Here is an 18,455-nt window from a genome sequence, read left to right on the forward strand (position 1 = left end):
TTTCTTCTACACCTGAAATGGTGTTTCACTAATTTGTAATGAGATCGCTAGTTTCCCGTCTGGCAAGTGCCCAGCTAAAAGGAGGCGGCCTTGGTCATCAAACACATAATCGGTTAATCCTTCTGCGTAAATCCAGCCGTCTTCTGTTTTCATTCCAACACGGTATGGACCTTGTCCTTTTATTTTCGCCTGTGAATAGACGACTTTCGCGTTGCGGATATACGCCACAACCGTCATATTTTGTTCGTTTACATGAGCTGAATAAGAACCAGTTGTCGTTTCAAGATGAACGAAGACTGGACGATTTAAAAACGATTCAAGATGTGCTGTGACATCTTCCGTTTGAATTGGTTTCATGAGTGGTTCCTTCCTTCATTTTGAATTAATTCTCGCAGCTTTTTTGTATGTAAGCTGATCAGCTGCAGCTGATGATCATGCTTAAGCTCACTTTCTAAAATTCTCTCCACAGCAAGCACATACTTTTGGTGTAATGATTTCCTCGCCCTCGGATGAGTTCGTGCATCAAGTAAATCATCACATATGGCCTCGTGTAAAGAAGACATATCATCAACATCAAGCTGACGATTTTTCCATAAAGATTGATAGGCGGCTGCAAGCTCATGAGCTGACGACATATGATCACCTCTACAGTTTTGGTAACAACTTATTATGACATGATCCGCCTGCAAAAAAAAGCAAACTGCTCGTTTGGCTTAATGAGAATTCGCTGTTTTCTTCATGCGTAATTGAGAGGTGGTAAACAGTAAAATCGCCACCCAAATACAAAGAAACGTCACAATTTTAGCTGCGGATAAGTGTTCGTGATAGACAAACAGCCCTAAAAACAGCGTAATTGTCGGTGCAATGTATTGCAAAATGCCCACTTGATAAAGAGGAATTCTTTTTGCGCCTTCTGAGAATAAAAGAAGCGGCACGGCTGTAAAAACACCTGCAAAAAATAGAAGTCCGAGCGATCCGAAGCTGTTAGGATTCATAGTCACAACAGGTTCTTTTAAGAAAAATAATAAGTACACTAGTGCAGCCGGTGCGAGAAGCAGCGTTTCAATCGTCAAACCAATCGCGCTCGTGAAGCTCATCCTTTTTTTAATCAGACCATAAAAACCGAAGCTAAAGGCTAATAAGAAAGCAACGACAGGAAATGACCCGTATTGAACTGTTGAAAGGATCACCCCAAATGCGGCAATGAGGATGGCAATGGTTTGTAATTTATTAAGTCGTTCTTTTAAGAAAATAATCCCTAATAGAACGGATACAAGCGGATTAATATAGTACCCTAAACTTGCTTCTAGCATAAGACCATGATTGACTGCCCAAATATATACATACCAGTTGACCGAAATTAAAATAGCAGATAAAAGTAATGAAAAAAATGTTTTACCATCCAGTATGAGACCCTTTACTGTTTGCATCGCTGGGCGGACTTGTTTTAAATACAAAAGAATACCGCACATAAACACAAATGACCATACAATTCTGTGCGCTAAAATTTCGCCTGACGAAATATGCTCCATCAGCTTCCAATATAACGGGAATAAACCCCAGAGTGTAAAAGATGCTGCCGTGTAGAGAACACCTTTTGAATGCTGTTCGTTCAATATAACCATCCCTTTCTAAATCTAACGTATATTATAGCACGCACGCTGGCGAATGGGCATATACTAATTCAGGGCATTTAGAAAGGATGATTCGCATGTTCGACTGGAACCGATTATTCCCTTTTCAAAAGCAGTTCTCAAAAGAAGCCTTAAAGAATTCAGATCCTAAAGATGTTGAGCAGTATGTCAATCAAGTCATGGAAAGTGTATTCGGCTCCAATTATCCTGCTCAGTTCCCATTTCAGGACCCCCTTTCTCAAAATCAAAAAACAAGAGAAACTGACGTCCAAAAGGAAAAAGAGCCAGAAGTCGAAGTGTTCGAGACGACTGATCATGTGTTTGTCAAAATTGAACTTGCTCGTCCAAACACAGAAAAAGTCAAAATCAAACATACAGCCAATCTGCTGTTTATTGATCATTTTCCTGAAGAAGGGGCGCAGAAGAAAGTCGTCCTCCCTGCTGCTGTGAAGCGAAAAGGAACGAAGGCGTCGTACCAAGACGGTATATTGGAAATTATGTTTTTAAAGCATGATGATCCAGGAATTTCTGAAATTGATATTCCATTATAAAAAGCCTGCTTTGGAATGGGAGCAGGCTTACTCTTTTTTCTTAATAATATGGTGGGTATCCGCCGCCATAAGGTGGTGGAGCAGGCGGTGGTGGCGGGGGGTAATATGGGCGGGGATAATTAAAAATCGCACTTCCTAGAAATCCGCCAAGCAGTCCGCCGACCAAAGGAGCGCCAAAACCAAAAAACAAAGGGACTCTGGATTCATATGGCGGAATGCCAGGGGCGCCGCCTCGAAAATACGGAGTATGAGGGTACATGCATTTCTCCTCCTTTGTCATGTGCCTAACATCAGCATATTCATCAAGAGTCAAAATGTTTGGGCAAACCTGAAACTAGGCTTGCTCCTTTTTGTCGTGAGTGTCTGTATACTCCCCTGCCCACCGAGATACCTCATGAAACACATCATGTAACGCATTCCCTTTTTCAGTTAAGCTGTAAATGACTTTGACAGGCGTCTCAGGCAGGACAGTCCGCTCTATAATTCCTTCTTGCTCGAGCTCTTTTAAACGCTCTGCAAGCATTTTTTGACTGATAGATGGAATCGTGTCTGTGAGGTCTTTAAAACGCTTTGGACCATCAAGCAATACATGTATAATAAGCCCATTCCACCTTTTGCCTAGGAGTAAAAAAGCTTGCTGAATGTGTGGACATAATTGGAATTCCATAAATTTCAGCCTTTCTTTTCATGATTGTTTGACAAACTAACGGTGTACAATTTAAAATATCTCTAGTTACAATAAGTAAGTTTCTCACTTTTTAGTTATTGTACCATACTATTTGCAAAAACGGGAGGAAATATCCATATGGCGACCGATCAAAAAACGATTGACATCTTAAAACAAAGAGCTTCAGTAAAAGAGTATGATACTACTCATGAAATGACAAAAGAAGAATTAACAGAGCTTCTTGAAATCACAACAAAAGCACCATCTGCTTGGAACCTTCAACATTGGCACTTCACTGTTTTCCATAGTGCTGAAGCAAAAGCGAAGTTACTTCCAATCGCGTACAACCAAAAGCAAATATCACAAGCATCAGCTGTTATTGCAGTTCTAGGTGACCTTGAAGCTAACCAAAATGGCGAAAAAATCTACAGTGAGCTGGCTGAACAAGGCTTTATTACTGAAGACATTAAAGAAACATTGATGACTCAAATCAATGGCGCATATCAAAGTGAGCAATATGCACGAGAAGCAGCGTATTCAAATGCTTCATTAGCTGCTATGCAATTAATGATTGCGGCAAAAGCAATGGGCTATGATACGTGTGCAATGGGTGGCTTCAGTAAAGAAGCATACATCAAGGAATTCAATGTAAGCGGCCGCTACGACCCAGTGATGCTGATTTCTGTTGGTAAAGCAGCAAAAGAAGCTCATAAAAGCAATCGTTTCGACATCGAAGAAGTATCTGATTTCCTTTAAAAATTGGCAAGGTCTCAGCTTTTATGCTGGGGCTTTTTTATTTGCTTCAAATATTATTTTTACATACTTTCTTTCCCCTTCTCCCTCTTTACATCTTCACTCTTTCTCCTTTTTAAGAATGAAAGCGTTATATTAGTATGATATTCACCAAAATGATTGTTTTTTCTGAAAATGGTCTTGTGATCTAATCTGACAACTGCTATTATTATGAAATTACAAAATATTCAGGAGGAAATCATGAACAAAAAATTGATGCTGGCACTACTTATCGCGATTCCATTCATTGGACAACTCGCATTGCTGCCATTTGCGAACCGCATTCATCCATTTGTCATCGGCCTGCCCTTTTTCCACTTCTGGCTCTTACTATGGATTGTACTCACACCAATTTGCACATTTATCATTTATAAGATGCAACATTCAAATGGAGGAACTGACTAATGCAAGGAAATTTAACAGCTTTATTGATTACTGCAAGTATTATTTTCATCGTCGTGGTCATCGGTTTTGCCGCTGGTCGTGACAAATCATCAAGACAGTCAGTAGAAGAATGGTCTGTCGGCGGGAGAAAATTTGGCGGACTGCTTGTCTGGTTCCTCGTTGGCGCAGACTTATATACAGCTTATACCTTTTTAGGGCTTACAAGTACAGCTTATACAGCTGGAAGTGTCGCTTTTTTCGCTATTCCGTATTCAGTCCTAGCTTATTTTATTGCTTATTTCTTTTTACCGAAACTATGGACGGTAGCGAAAAGTCACAACCTTACAACACTTGCCGATTATGCACGTGAGCGGTTTGACAGCAAGCTGTTATCTAGTTTGATTGCAATTGTTGGGGTACTTATGCTGATTCCTTATATTTGTCTTCAGTTGAGCGGGATTCAAGATACATTAACTGTCGCTGGAACGAATTATATTAATGTCAATGCAGTTGTTATCATTTCATTTATTTTAGTCGCACTTTATACATTTTTCAGTGGGATTAAAGGTCCTACATATACAGCCATTATTAAGGATATTCTCGTTTGGGTGATCATGCTGTTTATGGTGGTTTCACTGCCAATAATTCATTTTAACGGCTGGACACCGATGATGAACACGTTAGCCAAAGAAGCGCCTCAGCTTCTCACGATCCCTGAAGGCGGACCTAAAGGCATTTTATGGTTCATTACTGCTTCAGGCGTTTCTGCCCTTGCTTTGTTTATGTGGGCACACGCGGCAACTGGAGTTTTTACAGCCAAAAGCGCAGATGCCATCCGTAAAAACAGCATGTTTTTGCCTCTTTATAATATTGTATTGATTTTGGTCATCTTCCTTGGATTTATTGCCTTTTTAGTCTTACCAGAAGATACAAATCCAAGATTTGCTCTTCTTCATTTAATTCAAACATCATATGGCGGCGTAATGCAGGGGCTCGCTTATTCAACGATTGCACTGGCTTCCCTCATTCCATGCTCCATCATGGCTATTGGTGCATCGAATTTATTTGCCAATAATTTATACCGTGACTTAATTCATCCGAATGTGTCACCTAAAAGATTGACCATCATTACACGTTCGATGGTGTTTATCGTTATCGGGCTCGCTCTTTTATTCGGAATGCTATTCCCAACTGCACTTGTCACACTTCAGCTCATTGGTGTTTCAGGAATGGTCCAAATCTTCCCAGCTATTGCCATCAGCTTATTCTGGAAAAAACAATCGAGAGAAGCAACGATTGCTGGGTTAGTCATTGGAATCATCGTCACCTTTACAGCGAATATCTCACAAGTCACGTTTGGTCTTTATGAAGGTTTTCTTGGTTTACTAGCAAACGTCGTAGTCATCTTGATTTTAAATCCATTCTTCCAAAAGAAGGTCACATCCAATTCTGTCATGAATGAACTATTTGAAAAGGATGATGAAAAAACAGAAGCGATCACAAGATAAGAAAAAGCAGTCCCCTGATGAGGACTGCTTTCATCTTGTAGACAAAATCTACAAGATTTTTTGTATAACACATTTCCAATGTACATGCTGGAGTTTTATTTTTTTACGGCATGAATGTAATGAATGGTCTCAAAAGCTGATAGGTAATCTTCTCTATTGTTAAAATACAGTTTATTAATTTTTTCAGGTGATAAATGTTCATAAATGAGTAAATCTGATTTCTCTAACACCTTTTCGATTTCAAAGTACGAAAAACATGATTTCATCGGTTCTCCGCCTATTGAAGCCATTTTCACCATATTTTCAACTCTATTAGAGGTTCCTTTTTCTTCGAATAGTTTTTCATCTGCATAATCAAAAACGATTGAACTCCCTGATGGAACCTTGGTGAATAGATAATCTATTAAGCTTGAAACTTCCTCTTTCGTTAAATAGTAAGAAACACCCAGAAGACTAAAGAACGTCTTTTTGTTATCAAATCCTTGACCTATTAGGTTTTGATAGGACAAATTTTTGGTGAAGTCCATAGAAACAAAATGAAGATTACTTGGGATTTTTAAGTTAGCCTCGTCCAATCTTTGCTTTTTAAATTCCTGTGTAGTAGGATGATCAATTTCAAATATTTCTAAGCTGTTTTCCAATTCTGAATGTCGGAAGCTAAAAGTATCTAATCCAGCGCCAAGTATGACATATTGTCTTAATCCTAACGCTACCTCATGAAGCAATACTTTTTCGCAATACGCAGCACGTGATAAGGTTATTGGAGACAGCTGGACTTGTGTAATCCATTTTAATATTTCTTCTGTATTTCCTTCGAATTTTTGTGCGATATCTTTGTTGAAGAAATGTATGCCTTGAACCATATTTTCTTTGATGTCATTGAATTCTTTTTCAGAAATTAATTCTTTAGCTATATAATCATTAAAGATTTTAGGCGTATCAAATTGACTATGATAGGATCTAGCAAAAGCTGATATTAACGAAGTGACACTGGACTCATCTTTCTTCATACAAACACACTCCTTTATTTTAGAACAAAAAAATAGGATTCTCCTGGCCAGAAGAATCCTATTATATATTCTAAAAATAAGAAAGTAAATTATAGCATAATCACATTTTTTTGTCAAGTTTAAAACAGTCTTTTTCCATACAAATAGTAACACCTAACAGCGTTACATGGATCAAAAAAGAAAGTATACTTACTTTCATTGCCATGAATTTTAAAAGGAAGCAAACTAGACATGGAAAGACCCGTGTTCAGCTTAAAACTCTATATGTTTTTATCAAAAAACCCCACTTCACTTAAAATAAAGGTGGGGTTTTTCTACAATCTTAAAGCAGTCCCCTGATGAGGACTGCTTTTTCTTTATTTCATTTCTTTTTTCAAGACTTCAATGGCTTTTTTCATTTGTGTATCGTTGTTCTTTAACTTATCTTGGATCTTTGTCATCAGAACGGTCGTTGTATCTCCTGTCAGAATACCGTCTGCCTTTAAATCGTTGTCTGTTTGGAAGCTTTTGACGATAGACTGGAATGCTTGATCGTATTCACCGTTTGCTTTTGCTTTGTAGCCGAGCGCTTGGAACATTTTTTGAGCCGCTTTGACTTCATCTCCATTGTCATTTAGCTCATACGATTTTTTCGGGCTTAAGTACGGCAGCTTTGCATAACTTGGAAGAGCTGCTTTGACCTGTGGTTCGATTCCTTTTTTGTGAATCCAAGAACCGTCTGGAGTCAGCCATTTTGCAATGGTTAACTTGACACTAGAACCGTCATTATAGTTTTGCGCATTTTGAACAGTTCCTTTGCCGAACGTCTTTTCACCCACAATTTGAATGCCTGAAGATTGGTGCAGAGCCGCCGCCATGATTTCAGCAGCGCTGGCTGAGCCGCCATTTACAAGAACAACTGCCGGCTGATGGACTTTGCGTTCTTTTTCAGCCTTGTACACTTGTTTCTTCCCTTTTTCTTCAACCTGCATAATGACTTTCCCTTTATCGATAAAGTCATTGCTCATTTCAATAGCTTCTGTCATAATGCCGCCTGGATTATCTCTTAGGTCAATGACAAAACCTTTTGCCCCTTTTTTCTCGAGGTCATCAATCGCTTTATCCAGCTCTTTCGATGTAGTTTCAGCAAATGACGTAATCTGGATTTCTCCTATTTTGTCTTTTGTGAGTTTGGCATACACTGTTTCAAGCGGAATCGTGTCTCTTGTGATGGTCACATCTACATTGCCCACTCCTTGACGGTTGAGATGCAGCTGGACATCCGTTCCTTTTTGTCCTCTGATGAGAGAGACTGCTTTATTGACCGACATGCCTTTGGTGCTTTTTCCATCCACTTTTAAAATATGATCATGAGGTTTCAAACCAGCTTTTTCAGCAGGAGAGCCTTTAATCGGCGCGACAATTAAAATTTGTCCATCCTTCTCTTCTACTTGTGCACCAATTCCTTCAAATGATGAAGAAATGGTGTTGTTAAATCCTTCGGCTTCCTCCTGATCCATATATGTAGAGTATGGATCATCAAGTGATGCAATCATTCCTTGGATCGCACCATCTACTAGTTTTTGATCATCCGTTTTTTCGTAATACTCATCCTTTACCTTCGTATACGCAGCCATGAGTTTACTAAACTTCTCGTCTCCAGAGACGCTGACAGCACCTTGTTTTGTGATCACAAATGTAATCGCAGAGGACAGTGCAGCAGTCACCAGAATGGCTACCACGAACTTCATTTGTTTTTTCAAAAAAACACCACCTTTATCTCCTTTCATTATTATCAAGGACGATGCTTCATCCGTCAACCAAAGGATCAACTTCTACTTGAAAAGATAAGCCATTTGCTCCTTTATTGCATAATCTTTAGAGAGGAACAGGATAAGGAAAGAAGGGATGATATGAGTGATTATGTAGAAATGCTTGCCTATTTTGGCGTATCAGGTGCCCATCCTGGCGGAATTGAGTTAACAAAAACGATGATTGAGCATATAAAACTGCCGCCTCATGCACGTATACTGGATGCCGGATGCGGTACAGGACAGACGGCCGCCTACTTAGGAAATATAGGTTATCAGGTGGAGGCCATTGATACGCATCCATTGATGATTGAAAAGGCGAACCTGCGATTCAAGCGGGAAGAACTGCCAACCCGCGCCTTAGAGGCATCCATTGAGCAGCTGCCCTTTCCAGATCAAGCGTTCTCTCTACTCATCAGTGAATCTGTTTTAAGCTTTACCAAGCTGCCTGTCGCACTTGCTGAGATCAAACGGGTCCTTGCTCCTGGCAGTCAATTGATGGCAAATGAAGCTGTGTTAAAAGCCCCTCTTACACGTGAAGAGATGGCCGTTGTTCGAGATTTTTACGGCTTTCACTCGCTCTTGTCGCTTGAAGAATGGAAGGAGCAGTTAACAGCAGCAGGCTTCCGTGACATTCAGATTCTCTCATTCGATGAACATATGGTGCAGGAGGAACCAACAGAAATGGAATTATCTGAACACATACCGCCTTCTCTTTACGAGACGCTGCAAACACACTACGATCTCATTCAAGCACACCGCAAGCAGCTAAGTCACATTCTATTTGAATGCACTGTATAAAATGAGCGAATCCCCTATATGTTTTGTCCAAACTCTATGAGGTCTCTCGCATAGGATAAGAGTGAAAAGAGTTTGTCATAAGGAGGAAAAACATGGAGCGCTACTACAAGCTTTGTCAGCAGCACATGGGGAAAGTCGCTAGAATCACTGATCGTAATGGCAGAGTACATGTCGGACGCATTGAGCGTGTGACAAACCGCAAAGTTTATATTCGTCCAGTCGGCGGGTCTCGCGGGGGCTTTGGCTTTGGCTATTGGGGCGGATATTATGGCTGGGGTGCAGCGTATGGCATCGGCCTCGGGTTCATTACCGGCTTCGCACTAGCAGGATTGTTCTTTTTTTAAAAGAAGAATAAGAGAAGGCCTCCCGAATAGCTGGGAGGCCTTTTACTTGTTTAGATTTTCTTTACTTTGTTCATGTATTCTTCAAATGTTAAATCGTGATCATGCATCGCTTTAGCGGCTTCTTTTCCCACATAGCGCAAATGCCACGGCTCATATTCATATTTCGTAATGTCTTCTTTTCCTTTTGGATAACGGATGATAAAGCCATATTTATAGGCGTTTTTAGCCACCCATTTGCCATCTGGTGTTTCACCAAACTTTTCAGAGATCTCAAAGCCGGCACTTTTTGAGGAAATGTCCATGGCAAGGCCTGTTTGATGTTCACTTTCGCCTGGTAAAGCGACTGCTTCTTGTGCTTTTTCTTTGCCTTTTAATTTGACCTCACTATCAAAAATGACTTTTTGACGGTCATAGGAGCGATAGCCAGATACTGCAGCAAGCTCGAAGTTTTCCTTTTTTGCACCTTTGAATAACTTCTCAAGCGCTTCCGCTGCTTCTTTGCGAATATATCGCTTTTCAATATCTTCCGAAAAAGAGAATTCTACTTTTGGCACAACGAGATCAGAAGGTTTATAGGTTCCTGGTAATGCATATTCTTTGTTAACAAGTGCTAGCACATTTTCAGGATTTTGAATGGTTTTCAGACCGCTCACAACCTTGATGTCATTGAAATATTCACTCTTTAACGTCAGCTCTTGATTCGATGAATCTGCCGTATCGTTTGAGTTGTGCTGGGGAGATGAACTTGCTGCGTTTTTTTGTTCGTTTGTTTTGTTTGATTCAGATGTACCGCTTTTTTGATCCAGCAACTGGCAGCCTGATAGTGCGGCTGTCAAACCAAGAATCGATGCGATTGAGAGTATTTTGTAGCTTTTCTTCATGACATACCTTCCTTTTGCTCTTCTAAAAAAATAAAGATGCGCTACGTAGTAGCACACCCTTTATACTATTATAAAACGGAGTCTAGCGCAATTAAGATCATTTCATCAAACGTTGTTTGACGCTCTTCAGCCGTTGTTTCTTCTCCTGTTAGAACATGATCACTCACTGTCAAAATGGATAACGCTTTTCGATCAAATTTTGCTGCAAGAGAATAAAGAGCGGTTGTCTCCATTTCGATCGCTAGGATACCATATTGAGCCATGAGCTCAAGTGGTTTTTCATTATAAAATTGGTCTGCTGTAAATACATTTCCGACACGTACAGCGACATTTTTTGCTTCCGCTGTGTCATATGCTTTCTTAAGCAGGCCAAAATCGGCGCATGGCGCATAATCAATCGGCCCAAATGCCACACGGTTCATTTGTGAATCTGTTGATGATGTCTGCGCTAAAATGACGTCACGTACATTGACATCCCTTTTGATAGCTCCGCAAGATCCAACGCGGATTAAGTTTTGAACATCATAGCTTTGAATGAGTTCATTCACATAAATCGAAATAGATGGTACGCCCATCCCAGTGCCCTGTACAGAAACACGTTTTCCTTTATAGGTTCCAGTATAGCCATACATTCCGCGCACCTCGTTATAGCACTCAACATCTTCTAAATATGTATCTGCAATATATTTCGCACGAAGCGGATCGCCTGGCAGCAATACCGTTTCTGCAATTTGTCCTTTTTCTGCTCCAATATGTACACTCATTTTTTAGCCTCCACTTACGTTTACTATGTATTTTATCCTATTTATTATAAACGATAGAGCTTAAAAAAGAAAATACCAGCTGGATCTCAAGCTGGTATCATTCATCATCTATTTAGCCTATCGTCATTAGTCGTTCACTGCGTTTCCATCCTGCCGGAGAGAGCTGATAATAGCACTTCCCCTTTTTCCTATCATCAATCACAACAATATCGCCAGTTGTGATAAACCGCGCATTGTAATCATTAGGGACTGTATCATGTACATTAAATGTCGAGAATGCTTTCTCCAGTACATCAAGGTGTGTTCTGCCGCCAATCTTTGTCCGGTACACAGGCTGATGCCCACTTGCAGCGCCATATTCAGGTGTTTGATAAATGGTTAAGTGAAATGCTGAAGGTTTCTTTTGAAAAAATCTCAACGTCAATTGCATTCAAATCCCTCCCCTTTTATATAAAATTGGCTGGGATCTGTCAATTTCCTTCTTCTATTTTTGTCGAATGACAGGCAATCTTTCGTCAATCTTTTTACAAATGAGAAATAAAGCGAGCCCTATCGCAAAGCCTCCAGCGACATCTGTCAAATAATGCACGCCAATATACATCCGACTGATGCCAATGACTAGGACACCCAGCCCTGTGAGCAAATAGACGATTTTCTGTCTTTCTTTCAGCCATGGAATCATCTCAACTAATAGATAAGCCATAAAAGGATAGATGGTGGCTGCATTCATCGAATGTCCACTCGGAAAGCTGTAATACGTTTCACTTACAAGGTGATCAAAGGCCGGACGCTCTCTAGCAAACAGCCCCTTTAATTCATGATTGATTGTTTTTTCTGTGAGATATAATAGAAAAAGCATCATGATAGAGTAGTAGCGCTTATACATAAACAATACCACACTAAAAATGAGCATGATTGGAACGAGCAGCGCGCTGATGCCAAGGTCCGTCAAAGCCAGCATGACATCATTTAAAAAAGGGAGTCTGATGCTTTCAAACCATAAGATGATCTGGTTGTCCAAATCTTGAAAAGCCCCAGATACCATGAGCGCAGCAATGGCGCCAAATAAAATGAAAAGAAATAGGATGTACACGCGAAGGATTCCCCTCCCTCTCTCTTCAGAATCTCTTCAAATTATAGTGCCTACCACGCCTCTTCTTCAACTATCATTGCTTTTTTCAGCATATATTCAAATGTAATGTCAGCCAGCTCAAATGTTTCAAGCTCAGCAGGTATGTACCCTCTTTTGATCAGCTCCATGTAGAAGAACTCCGCAATTTCCTCTGTATCAATCACCAAATCTGCTTCTTTCATTGCATTCCGCCTCCTTTTTTATGATGTATGAACGCCGGCTGTTTTTTATTACAGTTTGTCATAATGGCTCATTCCATACATATAAATGCAGTAAACAAAAAGAAAAGGGGCTTGAAAGAATGAAATGGTTAAGCATATTAGATGGAGAAACATTTGATCAGGTGATGGGCCGTATCTTGAGGGGATGGTTTTATGTGATTGCATTTTTCTGTGTGCCTTATTTTTTATTCGTGTTAGGACAAGTCTTTCTTTAACCAAAATGTTCGTGTAAACTTTCCAAAATAAAATCCATCATATCCTTATATTCTGGATCTTTGAAAAATTCGTAGAGAATTTTATAATCGTTATAAATATCAAGAAGCTCATCCACTATAGATACAGCGAGAAATTCAAGTGAAGCTTCGCTTTCTTGTTTCTCTTCTAGCTGCAATAGAGCCGTTTGAACCATATCTTCTTCTAACTCTTTTGAGGTTTCTCCGACGTAATGCACAAAAAGAAGCTGATGAACAAACTGATCCATCTCATATTTCCTTAGGACAAGCGTTAAATCCTCCTCTTCTGTTTCCAGCCACTCTCCGTCTTTCAGCCTCGTAAGTTCGTAAATGACATCCTCCCAGCCATCTTCAAGGTAGCGCCAAATTTCGGTCCGATGACCGATGATTTTAAATAGCTCTTTTCCGTAATCTTTTACATATACAACATCGCCAATGAGGAACTCATATTCAATGTCCAGCTTTTCTGTATCGACAATCACCCCGCTATACTCATCGTAAAGCTGAAGTGATGTTTCAAAATAAAGCACCTCATTATGATTGACCTCATATAAATAGTGCTGGTCAATTTGATGGACTTTTGTAATCGTTCCGACTGTGCCGTACATGACAACGACGACAATATCCCCTACTTGATATTTTGGTGCTTTCGCCTTCATTCTGTCTCCCCCTTGCCCGACTTTTGGTCTTAACGTATCGTATGCCGGCGCAAGGAATTCTGCATGGGCAACCACACCATGCAAAACGCCATTTTATTTCTTATAAAAAAACCGCTTCTCCCATATGGAACAAGCGGTTGTGTGTTATTTTTTTTTGACTTCTACTTCGTATTGCTCAAACGCTTCGTCAAATGTTGTCATTGAGCTTAAATAATCACCATTTAATTCTAAATAAGCACACAGCTCATGATAATCTGTGGAAGTTTTAGGAAAGCTGTGATCCTCATACGCAGCATTTGCAAAATGGCTGATTTCATCTTTCGGTTTTGGATGTCTGAACTTCATTAAATAATGGTAAAACGACTTCACCTGTTTTTCCCTCCGCGACACACTATTTTGTTGTTATATTATACAGCAATTTGATGACTTGTATAGACGGAGGTATAACTTATGAAGAAAAGTCAAAGTAATTTCGCTTTAATAACCGCTCCATGCTCATTAATTCTTCATAGGAGATTTTTTCTGGAAGTTTTGTCTGGTCCACTAAAATTAATTGATCTTCAATCTCTTTGACCGTCTCATCCTTTTGATAGATCATACCGCAGTGCGTGCAGGAGATGGACGGCGTTTCGATGATTTCAATTGATTGTGTGCCCGTGATCAGTTCCCAATAGACTGTTGTCTGCTCAGCATTTGCTTTGTTTTCCTCACACCAATCACATGTCAGCAAGGCTATTTCTCCTCCTTCACGGTTTGTTCTTTTTTGAGCTGCGCTTGATATTTCTTCTCTTTTAATTCATCCCGTTTTTCACGTTTGTTTTTAAGTGTGTCATGCTCAGGATTTGTCTCATATGCTTCTCTACGTTTCATTCGATTTAAATTCTCAGGCGTAAACGATCTTGCTTCATCCTCAAATAGTGCGGTAATACCAATTGCTGGTTCTTGTTTTTCTTCATAAATTTCATTGAAATACGCATCTGCCTGGCCTGCGACGTAATGCTCTGGTTCTGGATAAGAGGTGATGACACCTTCAAAGTTACGAAGGACGACTTTATCAGGGCTTTGCGATAATAAATAATTTGGCTGTAAGGCAATTTTCCCTCCGCCTCCTGGCGCATCTACCACAAAGCTTGGCACTGCATAACCACTCGTATGTCCTCTTAAGCCTTCGATGATTTCAAGCCCTTTTGATACCGGCGTTCTAAAGTGGCCAATGCCCTCAGATAAATCACATTGATAAATATAATATGGTCTGACCCGAATCTTCACAAGGTCGTGCATCAGCTTCTTCATAATCGGCACACTGTCGTTAATACCTGCAAGGATGACGGCCTGATTCCCTACAGGGACACCGGCATTCACAAGACGTTCGCACGCTTCTTTTGCTTCTTTTGTAATTTCAATACTTGTGTTGAAGTGAGTATTCAGCCAAACTGGGTGATATTTTTTCAATATCTCGCACAGCTCATCTGTTATACGCTGCGGAAAGACAACCGGCGCGCGGGTTCCAATCCGAATGATCTCAACGTGCGGAATGTCACGTAAGTTTTTCAAAATGTATTCAAGCACTTGATCATTGATTAACAGCCCATCTCCGCCAGAAATTAACACGTCCCGCACCTCAGGTGTTTCTCTAATATATCCAATGGCAGCATCTAACTGCTTTTTCGGCACACCCATACCAATCTGACCGGAAAAACGTCTTCTCGTACAATAGCGGCAGTACATCGAGCACTGATTTGTCACAAGAAACAGTACGCGATCTGGATACCTGTGTGTGAGCCCCGGGACAGGTGAGTCCTCATCTTCATGCAGCGGGTCTTCCAGATCATATTTTGTTTTATGAAGCTCTTCTGCAATTGGCACAGATTGCATACGTATTGGACATCTTGGATCGTCTGGATTCATCAGTGAGGCATAGTAGGGTGTAATGTTGAGTGGAATGGTTTTGGTGGAAATCTTCACCCCTTCTCGTTCCTCTTCTGTTAAGTTTACGATTTTTTCTAAATCCTCAAGCGTTTTCACGGTATGCGTCAGCTGCCAAATCCAGTCGTTCCACTTTTCCTCAGGTACATCCTTCCAAAGCTCAATGTCCTTCCAGTGACGTGCCGGTTCATACAATTTCTGATTCATATCCATTCCCCCTATCAGCATTCACTTTATACTATGCAAGTTATGTGCCAACATGGGAAAATGCCCCTATTCTTTACAAAAGGAGCTTTACCCGTCATATTCAATTGGATGCTGTGCCTAGATTTCGGCATCTGCATATTTCTTCAGTTTATATTGCAGCGTTTGTCGAGGGATTTTTAAGGCGGCGGCGGTTTTTTTAATATTCCCATTATGCTGATGTAAAGCTTCTTGAATCAATGTTTGTTCAAATGAAGACACTTGATTTTTTAAGGAGGGTTCAGATGTTTCCCTTTCCAGTTTTTGCTCACGTAAATGAGCCGGAAGGTATAGAGGGGTGATCTCTTCCGCTTCCTTTGGCATCATCAACACGGCATGCTCTATCGTATGTTTTAATTCTCTAACATTCCCAGGCCAGTGGTGAGCCATAAACAATCGTTCCGTTTCTTCAGAAAGACGTGTGACGTTTTTTGAAAACTGCTGATGATAGGTTTGAATGAAGTGGCGGGATAGCAGCGTGATATCTTGCTTTCTCTCACGAAGCGGCGGAATATGAAAAGATGACACATGCAGTCTATAAAATAAATCTTCTCTTAAAATTTGCTTTTTCACTGCTTCGAATGGGTCCATATTGAGCGCAGTAATGAGCCGAACATCCACTTGAATGGACTTTGCATCACCGATGCGGCGGACAACGCCATCCTCTAACACACGTAATAATTTCGTCTGAAGCGTGAGCGGCATCGCTTGCAGCTCATCAAGAAAAAGCGTGCCCCCATCAGCCAATTCGAAAAGTCCCTTGCGATCAATTGCACCCGTATAGCTCCCTTTGACAGATCCAAACAATAGACTTTCAAGTAATGTTTCTGGGAGCGCTGCGCAGTTTTGCGGAATAAACACTTGGTTTTTTCGGTCAGATTCATGGACAATGGCTTGAACAAGCACTTCTTTTCCTGTCCCAGTTTCTCCGTAGACAACAACTGATGATGGATAAGCAGCTGCTTTTTTTGCCCTTTCAAGCGTTTCTTTTAAAAGCGGATCATTTGTTAAAAATGAAGCAAAATCATGCATTTGTTCTACCCCAGCCACGTCATATGTTCGCTTTTTTTGATCTAAACGATTGGAAAGGGCTGACAGCTTGGATACATCTTTTGCGACTTCGACCGCACCTATTAACTCGTTATCTTCAATAATAGGTAATGTCGTGTTCACTGTTTCAATTTTTTCTCCGTTTTTATTCAAATAGGTTTGCAGCGAATGATAAATGGGCTTTCCTGTTCTCAACACATGCATAAGCGTACTTGTTTTTTCAGTTAAAGAGGGATACACATCAAGGATGTACTTGCCAATCACCTCTTCTTTTTGTAAACAGTCAAACTTAGCGGCATTATGATTGTAAAAAATCGTCATCCCTTGATCATCTACAACATGAATGGCTTCATCAATGGCTTCTAAAATTAATTCAAACCAATCTGCTCTTTCGACAACTTTCCCCATTCTTTCCCCCTCACTTTCAGTGCCAAAAAACCGGCATCAATTGCCGAGTTTTCAGCGGCTTGATCATTTTTAAATGGTTCCCTGTCTTTTTCATGTTTCGCTTTTTCCTTTCTACTTCCTGCAAAAATTTTAAAAAGCACCCCTCTTATGAGGAGTGCTTTCGCCCGGATGTCTGATAAAGAGACATATCGAATTCTTGCAGCGATTCCCTATACAGCGGAACAATCGGCTTTCCTTCCTGAAATAACGTAAATTGGGACGGGTACAGCTTAATCGGCTGATGATAAAAAGCAAACCGCTTCACCACCTCAGGATCAATTCGGCAAAAGGCATGATGCACAAGTAAATAAACATCTTGTTTCCATTTAAACAGCCGCCTGTTTGGCGGACTGAATACAGGAGAAACTTTGATGATATCGCCATCCTCAAATGACTGAAGCTGGTCATTTGAAATCGTATAGATCTCCTTTGGGTGAAACTGAAAATATTGCACGTCACGTTTTGAAGCAAACCTTCTTTTTTTCTGTTTTTCAATATAAAAGAACGTTTTCCCCTGATCTGCGGTGACAACTGTATAATTGGGTATTGCCAGCTTCTCTTTTATTTCATATTTCATCTCACATAATAGCGGAACACGGATCGCACGCCTGTTCTTTTCATTGATCCAGCGCTTTTCAATTCCATGAAGTTTCCCGTCTGCGATTTGATAATAATCCCCTTCTTTTTCAATGATCGTTCCGTCAATTAAATCATACGGCATACTCGAAAACTGATGATGAAAGGAATGGGGCGTTTTATACGTTGTATCCAGTACAGCTTTTAATGGAAAAAACGAAGCGAAATGATTCAGCCTCATCCAAAAAACAGAATCTGCATGATGCCAGTGCTTTGGCTCATCATCCCAATATTGTCCGTATTTTTCATGAATCAGTGGAAGCAAGCGGCTTCTGTGCATGACCGAACAATGGTCCACTTGAAAGGACGCATGCTCTAGGATTTGATTTGCTTCTCGAACAAAACTCATCGTTTCCACTAAATGCTGATTCACATGCACAACCCGCTGCGAGGAATACACAATATCTATATGAGGCTTCAACCGAAAAACATCCACCATTTTAAGCAAACGATCTTTATGGTACACGGTATCATCGGTTAAATAACAAATGAGCTCACCTGTTATACGGGTTAATGCTTCATTAATAAGCGTCGCATATCGTGCGGTTAACAGCCGTTTTGCCGGATGAACCGTGTGCGAATACAGCTGAATGCGTCCATCACTCAAATAGGGCTGGATCTTTTGAATGGTGCCCTGTTCTGAGCCATCATCCATAATCAAAAGCTCCCAATGCGGATACGTTTGTTCTACCATACTCTTTAACACACGATCAATGAAATCTGGTTTATTGTAGCTTGTTAAAATCACCGATACTTTCATGATCATTATCCTTTTTGATTAG

26 protein-coding genes are annotated in these 18,455 nt (G+C 40.4%); 7 read left to right on the plus strand and 19 right to left on the minus strand.

What is annotated here, in order from left to right:
* Window positions 1–6: 6 nt before the first annotated feature.
* From OIT90_RS05550 to rarD, 3 genes are all read right to left on the minus strand, one after another.
* Window positions 7–357 carry a YojF family protein gene (locus OIT90_RS05550; protein ID WP_008359999.1) on the minus strand — a complete coding sequence of 117 codons (351 nt, stop codon included), beginning with the start codon at window positions 355–357 and terminating at the stop codon, window positions 7–9.
* Window positions 354–635, minus strand: a complete 282-nt coding sequence (locus tag OIT90_RS05555) for a hypothetical protein (RefSeq protein ID WP_024428326.1) — start codon at window positions 633–635, stop codon at window positions 354–356. The genes OIT90_RS05550 and OIT90_RS05555 overlap by 4 nt, the downstream gene beginning before the upstream one ends.
* Before the next feature lie 78 nt (window positions 636–713).
* Window positions 714–1,625, minus strand: coding sequence for an EamA family transporter RarD (gene rarD, locus OIT90_RS05560; protein WP_474892350.1), 912 nt, complete (start codon window positions 1,623–1,625; stop codon window positions 714–716).
* Between the two features lie 86 nt (window positions 1,626–1,711).
* Between rarD and OIT90_RS05565 the strand changes: the two genes are divergently transcribed.
* Window positions 1,712–2,185 (plus strand): Hsp20/alpha crystallin family protein, encoded by a 474-nt coding sequence (locus tag OIT90_RS05565; RefSeq protein ID WP_039179316.1) that lies wholly within the window; start codon window positions 1,712–1,714, stop codon window positions 2,183–2,185.
* Window positions 2,186–2,225: 40 nt separating this feature from the next.
* On the opposite strand, the gene OIT90_RS05570 is transcribed toward OIT90_RS05565, so the two are convergent.
* Window positions 2,226–2,444, minus strand: coding sequence for a hypothetical protein (locus tag OIT90_RS05570; RefSeq protein WP_024422697.1), 219 nt, complete (start codon window positions 2,442–2,444; stop codon window positions 2,226–2,228).
* Between the two features lie 75 nt (window positions 2,445–2,519).
* A complete protein-coding gene (yodB, locus tag OIT90_RS05575) occupies window positions 2,520–2,852 on the minus strand; it encodes a transcriptional regulator YodB (RefSeq protein ID WP_041085725.1) in 333 nt (110 codons plus the stop codon).
* A 138-nt stretch (window positions 2,853–2,990) separates the two neighbouring features.
* Between yodB and OIT90_RS05580 the strand changes: the two genes are divergently transcribed.
* The 3 genes from OIT90_RS05580 (at window position 2,991) to OIT90_RS05590 (ending at window position 5,536) form a co-directional block, all read left to right on the plus strand.
* Window positions 2,991–3,608: a nitroreductase family protein gene (locus OIT90_RS05580; RefSeq protein WP_058838910.1), complete on the plus strand. Its 618-nt coding sequence runs from the start codon at window positions 2,991–2,993 to the stop codon at window positions 3,606–3,608.
* A 237-nt stretch (window positions 3,609–3,845) separates the two neighbouring features.
* Complete coding sequence (locus OIT90_RS05585) at window positions 3,846–4,049, plus strand: DUF3311 domain-containing protein (RefSeq protein ID WP_024422700.1); 204 nt, start codon at window positions 3,846–3,848, stop codon at window positions 4,047–4,049.
* Window positions 4,049–5,536 (plus strand): sodium:solute symporter family protein, encoded by a 1,488-nt coding sequence (locus OIT90_RS05590; protein ID WP_039179321.1) that lies wholly within the window; start codon window positions 4,049–4,051, stop codon window positions 5,534–5,536. The genes OIT90_RS05585 and OIT90_RS05590 overlap by 1 nt, the downstream gene beginning before the upstream one ends.
* Window positions 5,537–5,631: 95 nt before the next feature.
* On the opposite strand, the gene OIT90_RS05595 is transcribed toward OIT90_RS05590, so the two are convergent.
* Window positions 5,632–6,546, minus strand: coding sequence for a class I SAM-dependent methyltransferase (locus OIT90_RS05595; protein ID WP_047203286.1), 915 nt, complete (start codon window positions 6,544–6,546; stop codon window positions 5,632–5,634).
* A gap of 356 nt (window positions 6,547–6,902) precedes the next feature.
* Entirely contained in the window at window positions 6,903–8,288 is a 1,386-nt protein-coding gene (locus tag OIT90_RS05600; protein ID WP_039179325.1) for a S41 family peptidase, read from the minus strand.
* A gap of 150 nt (window positions 8,289–8,438) precedes the next feature.
* On the opposite strand from OIT90_RS05600, the gene OIT90_RS05605 reads away from it, so the two are divergent.
* Both OIT90_RS05605 and OIT90_RS05610 read left to right on the plus strand, forming a co-directional pair.
* On the plus strand, window positions 8,439–9,137 hold the full coding sequence (locus OIT90_RS05605; protein ID WP_474892351.1) for a class I SAM-dependent methyltransferase: 699 nt from the start codon (window positions 8,439–8,441) through the stop codon (window positions 9,135–9,137).
* Window positions 9,138–9,229: 92 nt separating this feature from the next.
* Window positions 9,230–9,481, plus strand: a complete 252-nt coding sequence (locus tag OIT90_RS05610) for a hypothetical protein (RefSeq protein ID WP_024422704.1) — start codon at window positions 9,230–9,232, stop codon at window positions 9,479–9,481.
* A gap of 50 nt (window positions 9,482–9,531) precedes the next feature.
* On the opposite strand, the gene OIT90_RS05615 is transcribed toward OIT90_RS05610, so the two are convergent.
* The 5 genes from OIT90_RS05615 to OIT90_RS05635 form a co-directional block, all read right to left on the minus strand.
* Window positions 9,532–10,362: a M15 family metallopeptidase gene (locus tag OIT90_RS05615; RefSeq protein WP_039179330.1), complete on the minus strand. Its 831-nt coding sequence runs from the start codon at window positions 10,360–10,362 to the stop codon at window positions 9,532–9,534.
* A gap of 68 nt (window positions 10,363–10,430) precedes the next feature.
* Complete coding sequence (deoD, locus tag OIT90_RS05620; protein WP_012010274.1) at window positions 10,431–11,126, minus strand: purine-nucleoside phosphorylase; 696 nt, start codon at window positions 11,124–11,126, stop codon at window positions 10,431–10,433.
* A gap of 112 nt (window positions 11,127–11,238) precedes the next feature.
* The gene (locus OIT90_RS05625; protein WP_039179333.1) at window positions 11,239–11,556 is read right to left on the minus strand and encodes a hypothetical protein; all 318 of its coding nucleotides are present in this window, start codon (window positions 11,554–11,556) and stop codon (window positions 11,239–11,241) included.
* Window positions 11,557–11,610: 54 nt separating this feature from the next.
* Complete coding sequence (locus OIT90_RS05630) at window positions 11,611–12,219, minus strand: phosphatase PAP2 family protein (RefSeq protein WP_039179335.1); 609 nt, start codon at window positions 12,217–12,219, stop codon at window positions 11,611–11,613.
* Window positions 12,220–12,269: 50 nt separating this feature from the next.
* On the minus strand, window positions 12,270–12,440 hold the full coding sequence (locus OIT90_RS05635; protein ID WP_064497481.1) for a YozD family protein: 171 nt from the start codon (window positions 12,438–12,440) through the stop codon (window positions 12,270–12,272).
* A 119-nt stretch (window positions 12,441–12,559) separates the two neighbouring features.
* Between OIT90_RS05635 and OIT90_RS05640 the strand changes: the two genes are divergently transcribed.
* The gene (locus tag OIT90_RS05640; RefSeq protein WP_255290989.1) at window positions 12,560–12,694 is read left to right on the plus strand and encodes a hypothetical protein; all 135 of its coding nucleotides are present in this window, start codon (window positions 12,560–12,562) and stop codon (window positions 12,692–12,694) included.
* Here OIT90_RS05640 and OIT90_RS05645 read toward each other — a convergent pair.
* From OIT90_RS05645 to OIT90_RS05675, 7 genes are all read right to left on the minus strand, one after another.
* Entirely contained in the window at window positions 12,691–13,371 is a 681-nt protein-coding gene (locus OIT90_RS05645) for a hypothetical protein (protein ID WP_039179337.1), read from the minus strand. The genes OIT90_RS05640 and OIT90_RS05645 overlap by 4 nt on opposite strands.
* A 144-nt stretch (window positions 13,372–13,515) precedes the next feature.
* Window positions 13,516–13,740, minus strand: a complete 225-nt coding sequence (locus OIT90_RS05650) for a YozE family protein (protein WP_474892352.1) — start codon at window positions 13,738–13,740, stop codon at window positions 13,516–13,518.
* A 79-nt stretch (window positions 13,741–13,819) separates the two neighbouring features.
* On the minus strand, window positions 13,820–14,101 hold the full coding sequence (locus tag OIT90_RS05655; RefSeq protein ID WP_024422710.1) for a YokU family protein: 282 nt from the start codon (window positions 14,099–14,101) through the stop codon (window positions 13,820–13,822).
* Window positions 14,102–14,103: 2 nt separating this feature from the next.
* Window positions 14,104–15,504 (minus strand): lysine 2,3-aminomutase, encoded by a 1,401-nt coding sequence (kamA, locus tag OIT90_RS05660; protein ID WP_047203279.1) that lies wholly within the window; start codon window positions 15,502–15,504, stop codon window positions 14,104–14,106.
* Between the two features lie 117 nt (window positions 15,505–15,621).
* Window positions 15,622–16,998 carry a sigma-54 interaction domain-containing protein gene (locus OIT90_RS05665; protein WP_474892353.1) on the minus strand — a complete coding sequence of 459 codons (1,377 nt, stop codon included), beginning with the start codon at window positions 16,996–16,998 and terminating at the stop codon, window positions 15,622–15,624.
* Entirely contained in the window at window positions 16,959–17,138 is a 180-nt protein-coding gene (locus OIT90_RS05670; protein WP_144491443.1) for a hypothetical protein, read from the minus strand. The genes OIT90_RS05665 and OIT90_RS05670 overlap by 40 nt, the downstream gene beginning before the upstream one ends.
* 5 nt (window positions 17,139–17,143) lie before the next feature.
* Entirely contained in the window at window positions 17,144–18,439 is a 1,296-nt protein-coding gene (locus OIT90_RS05675; protein WP_327841704.1) for a glycosyltransferase family A protein, read from the minus strand.
* Window positions 18,440–18,455 lie beyond the last annotated feature (16 nt).

The sequence above is a fragment of the Bacillus sp. ABR genome, from assembly GCF_056172715.1.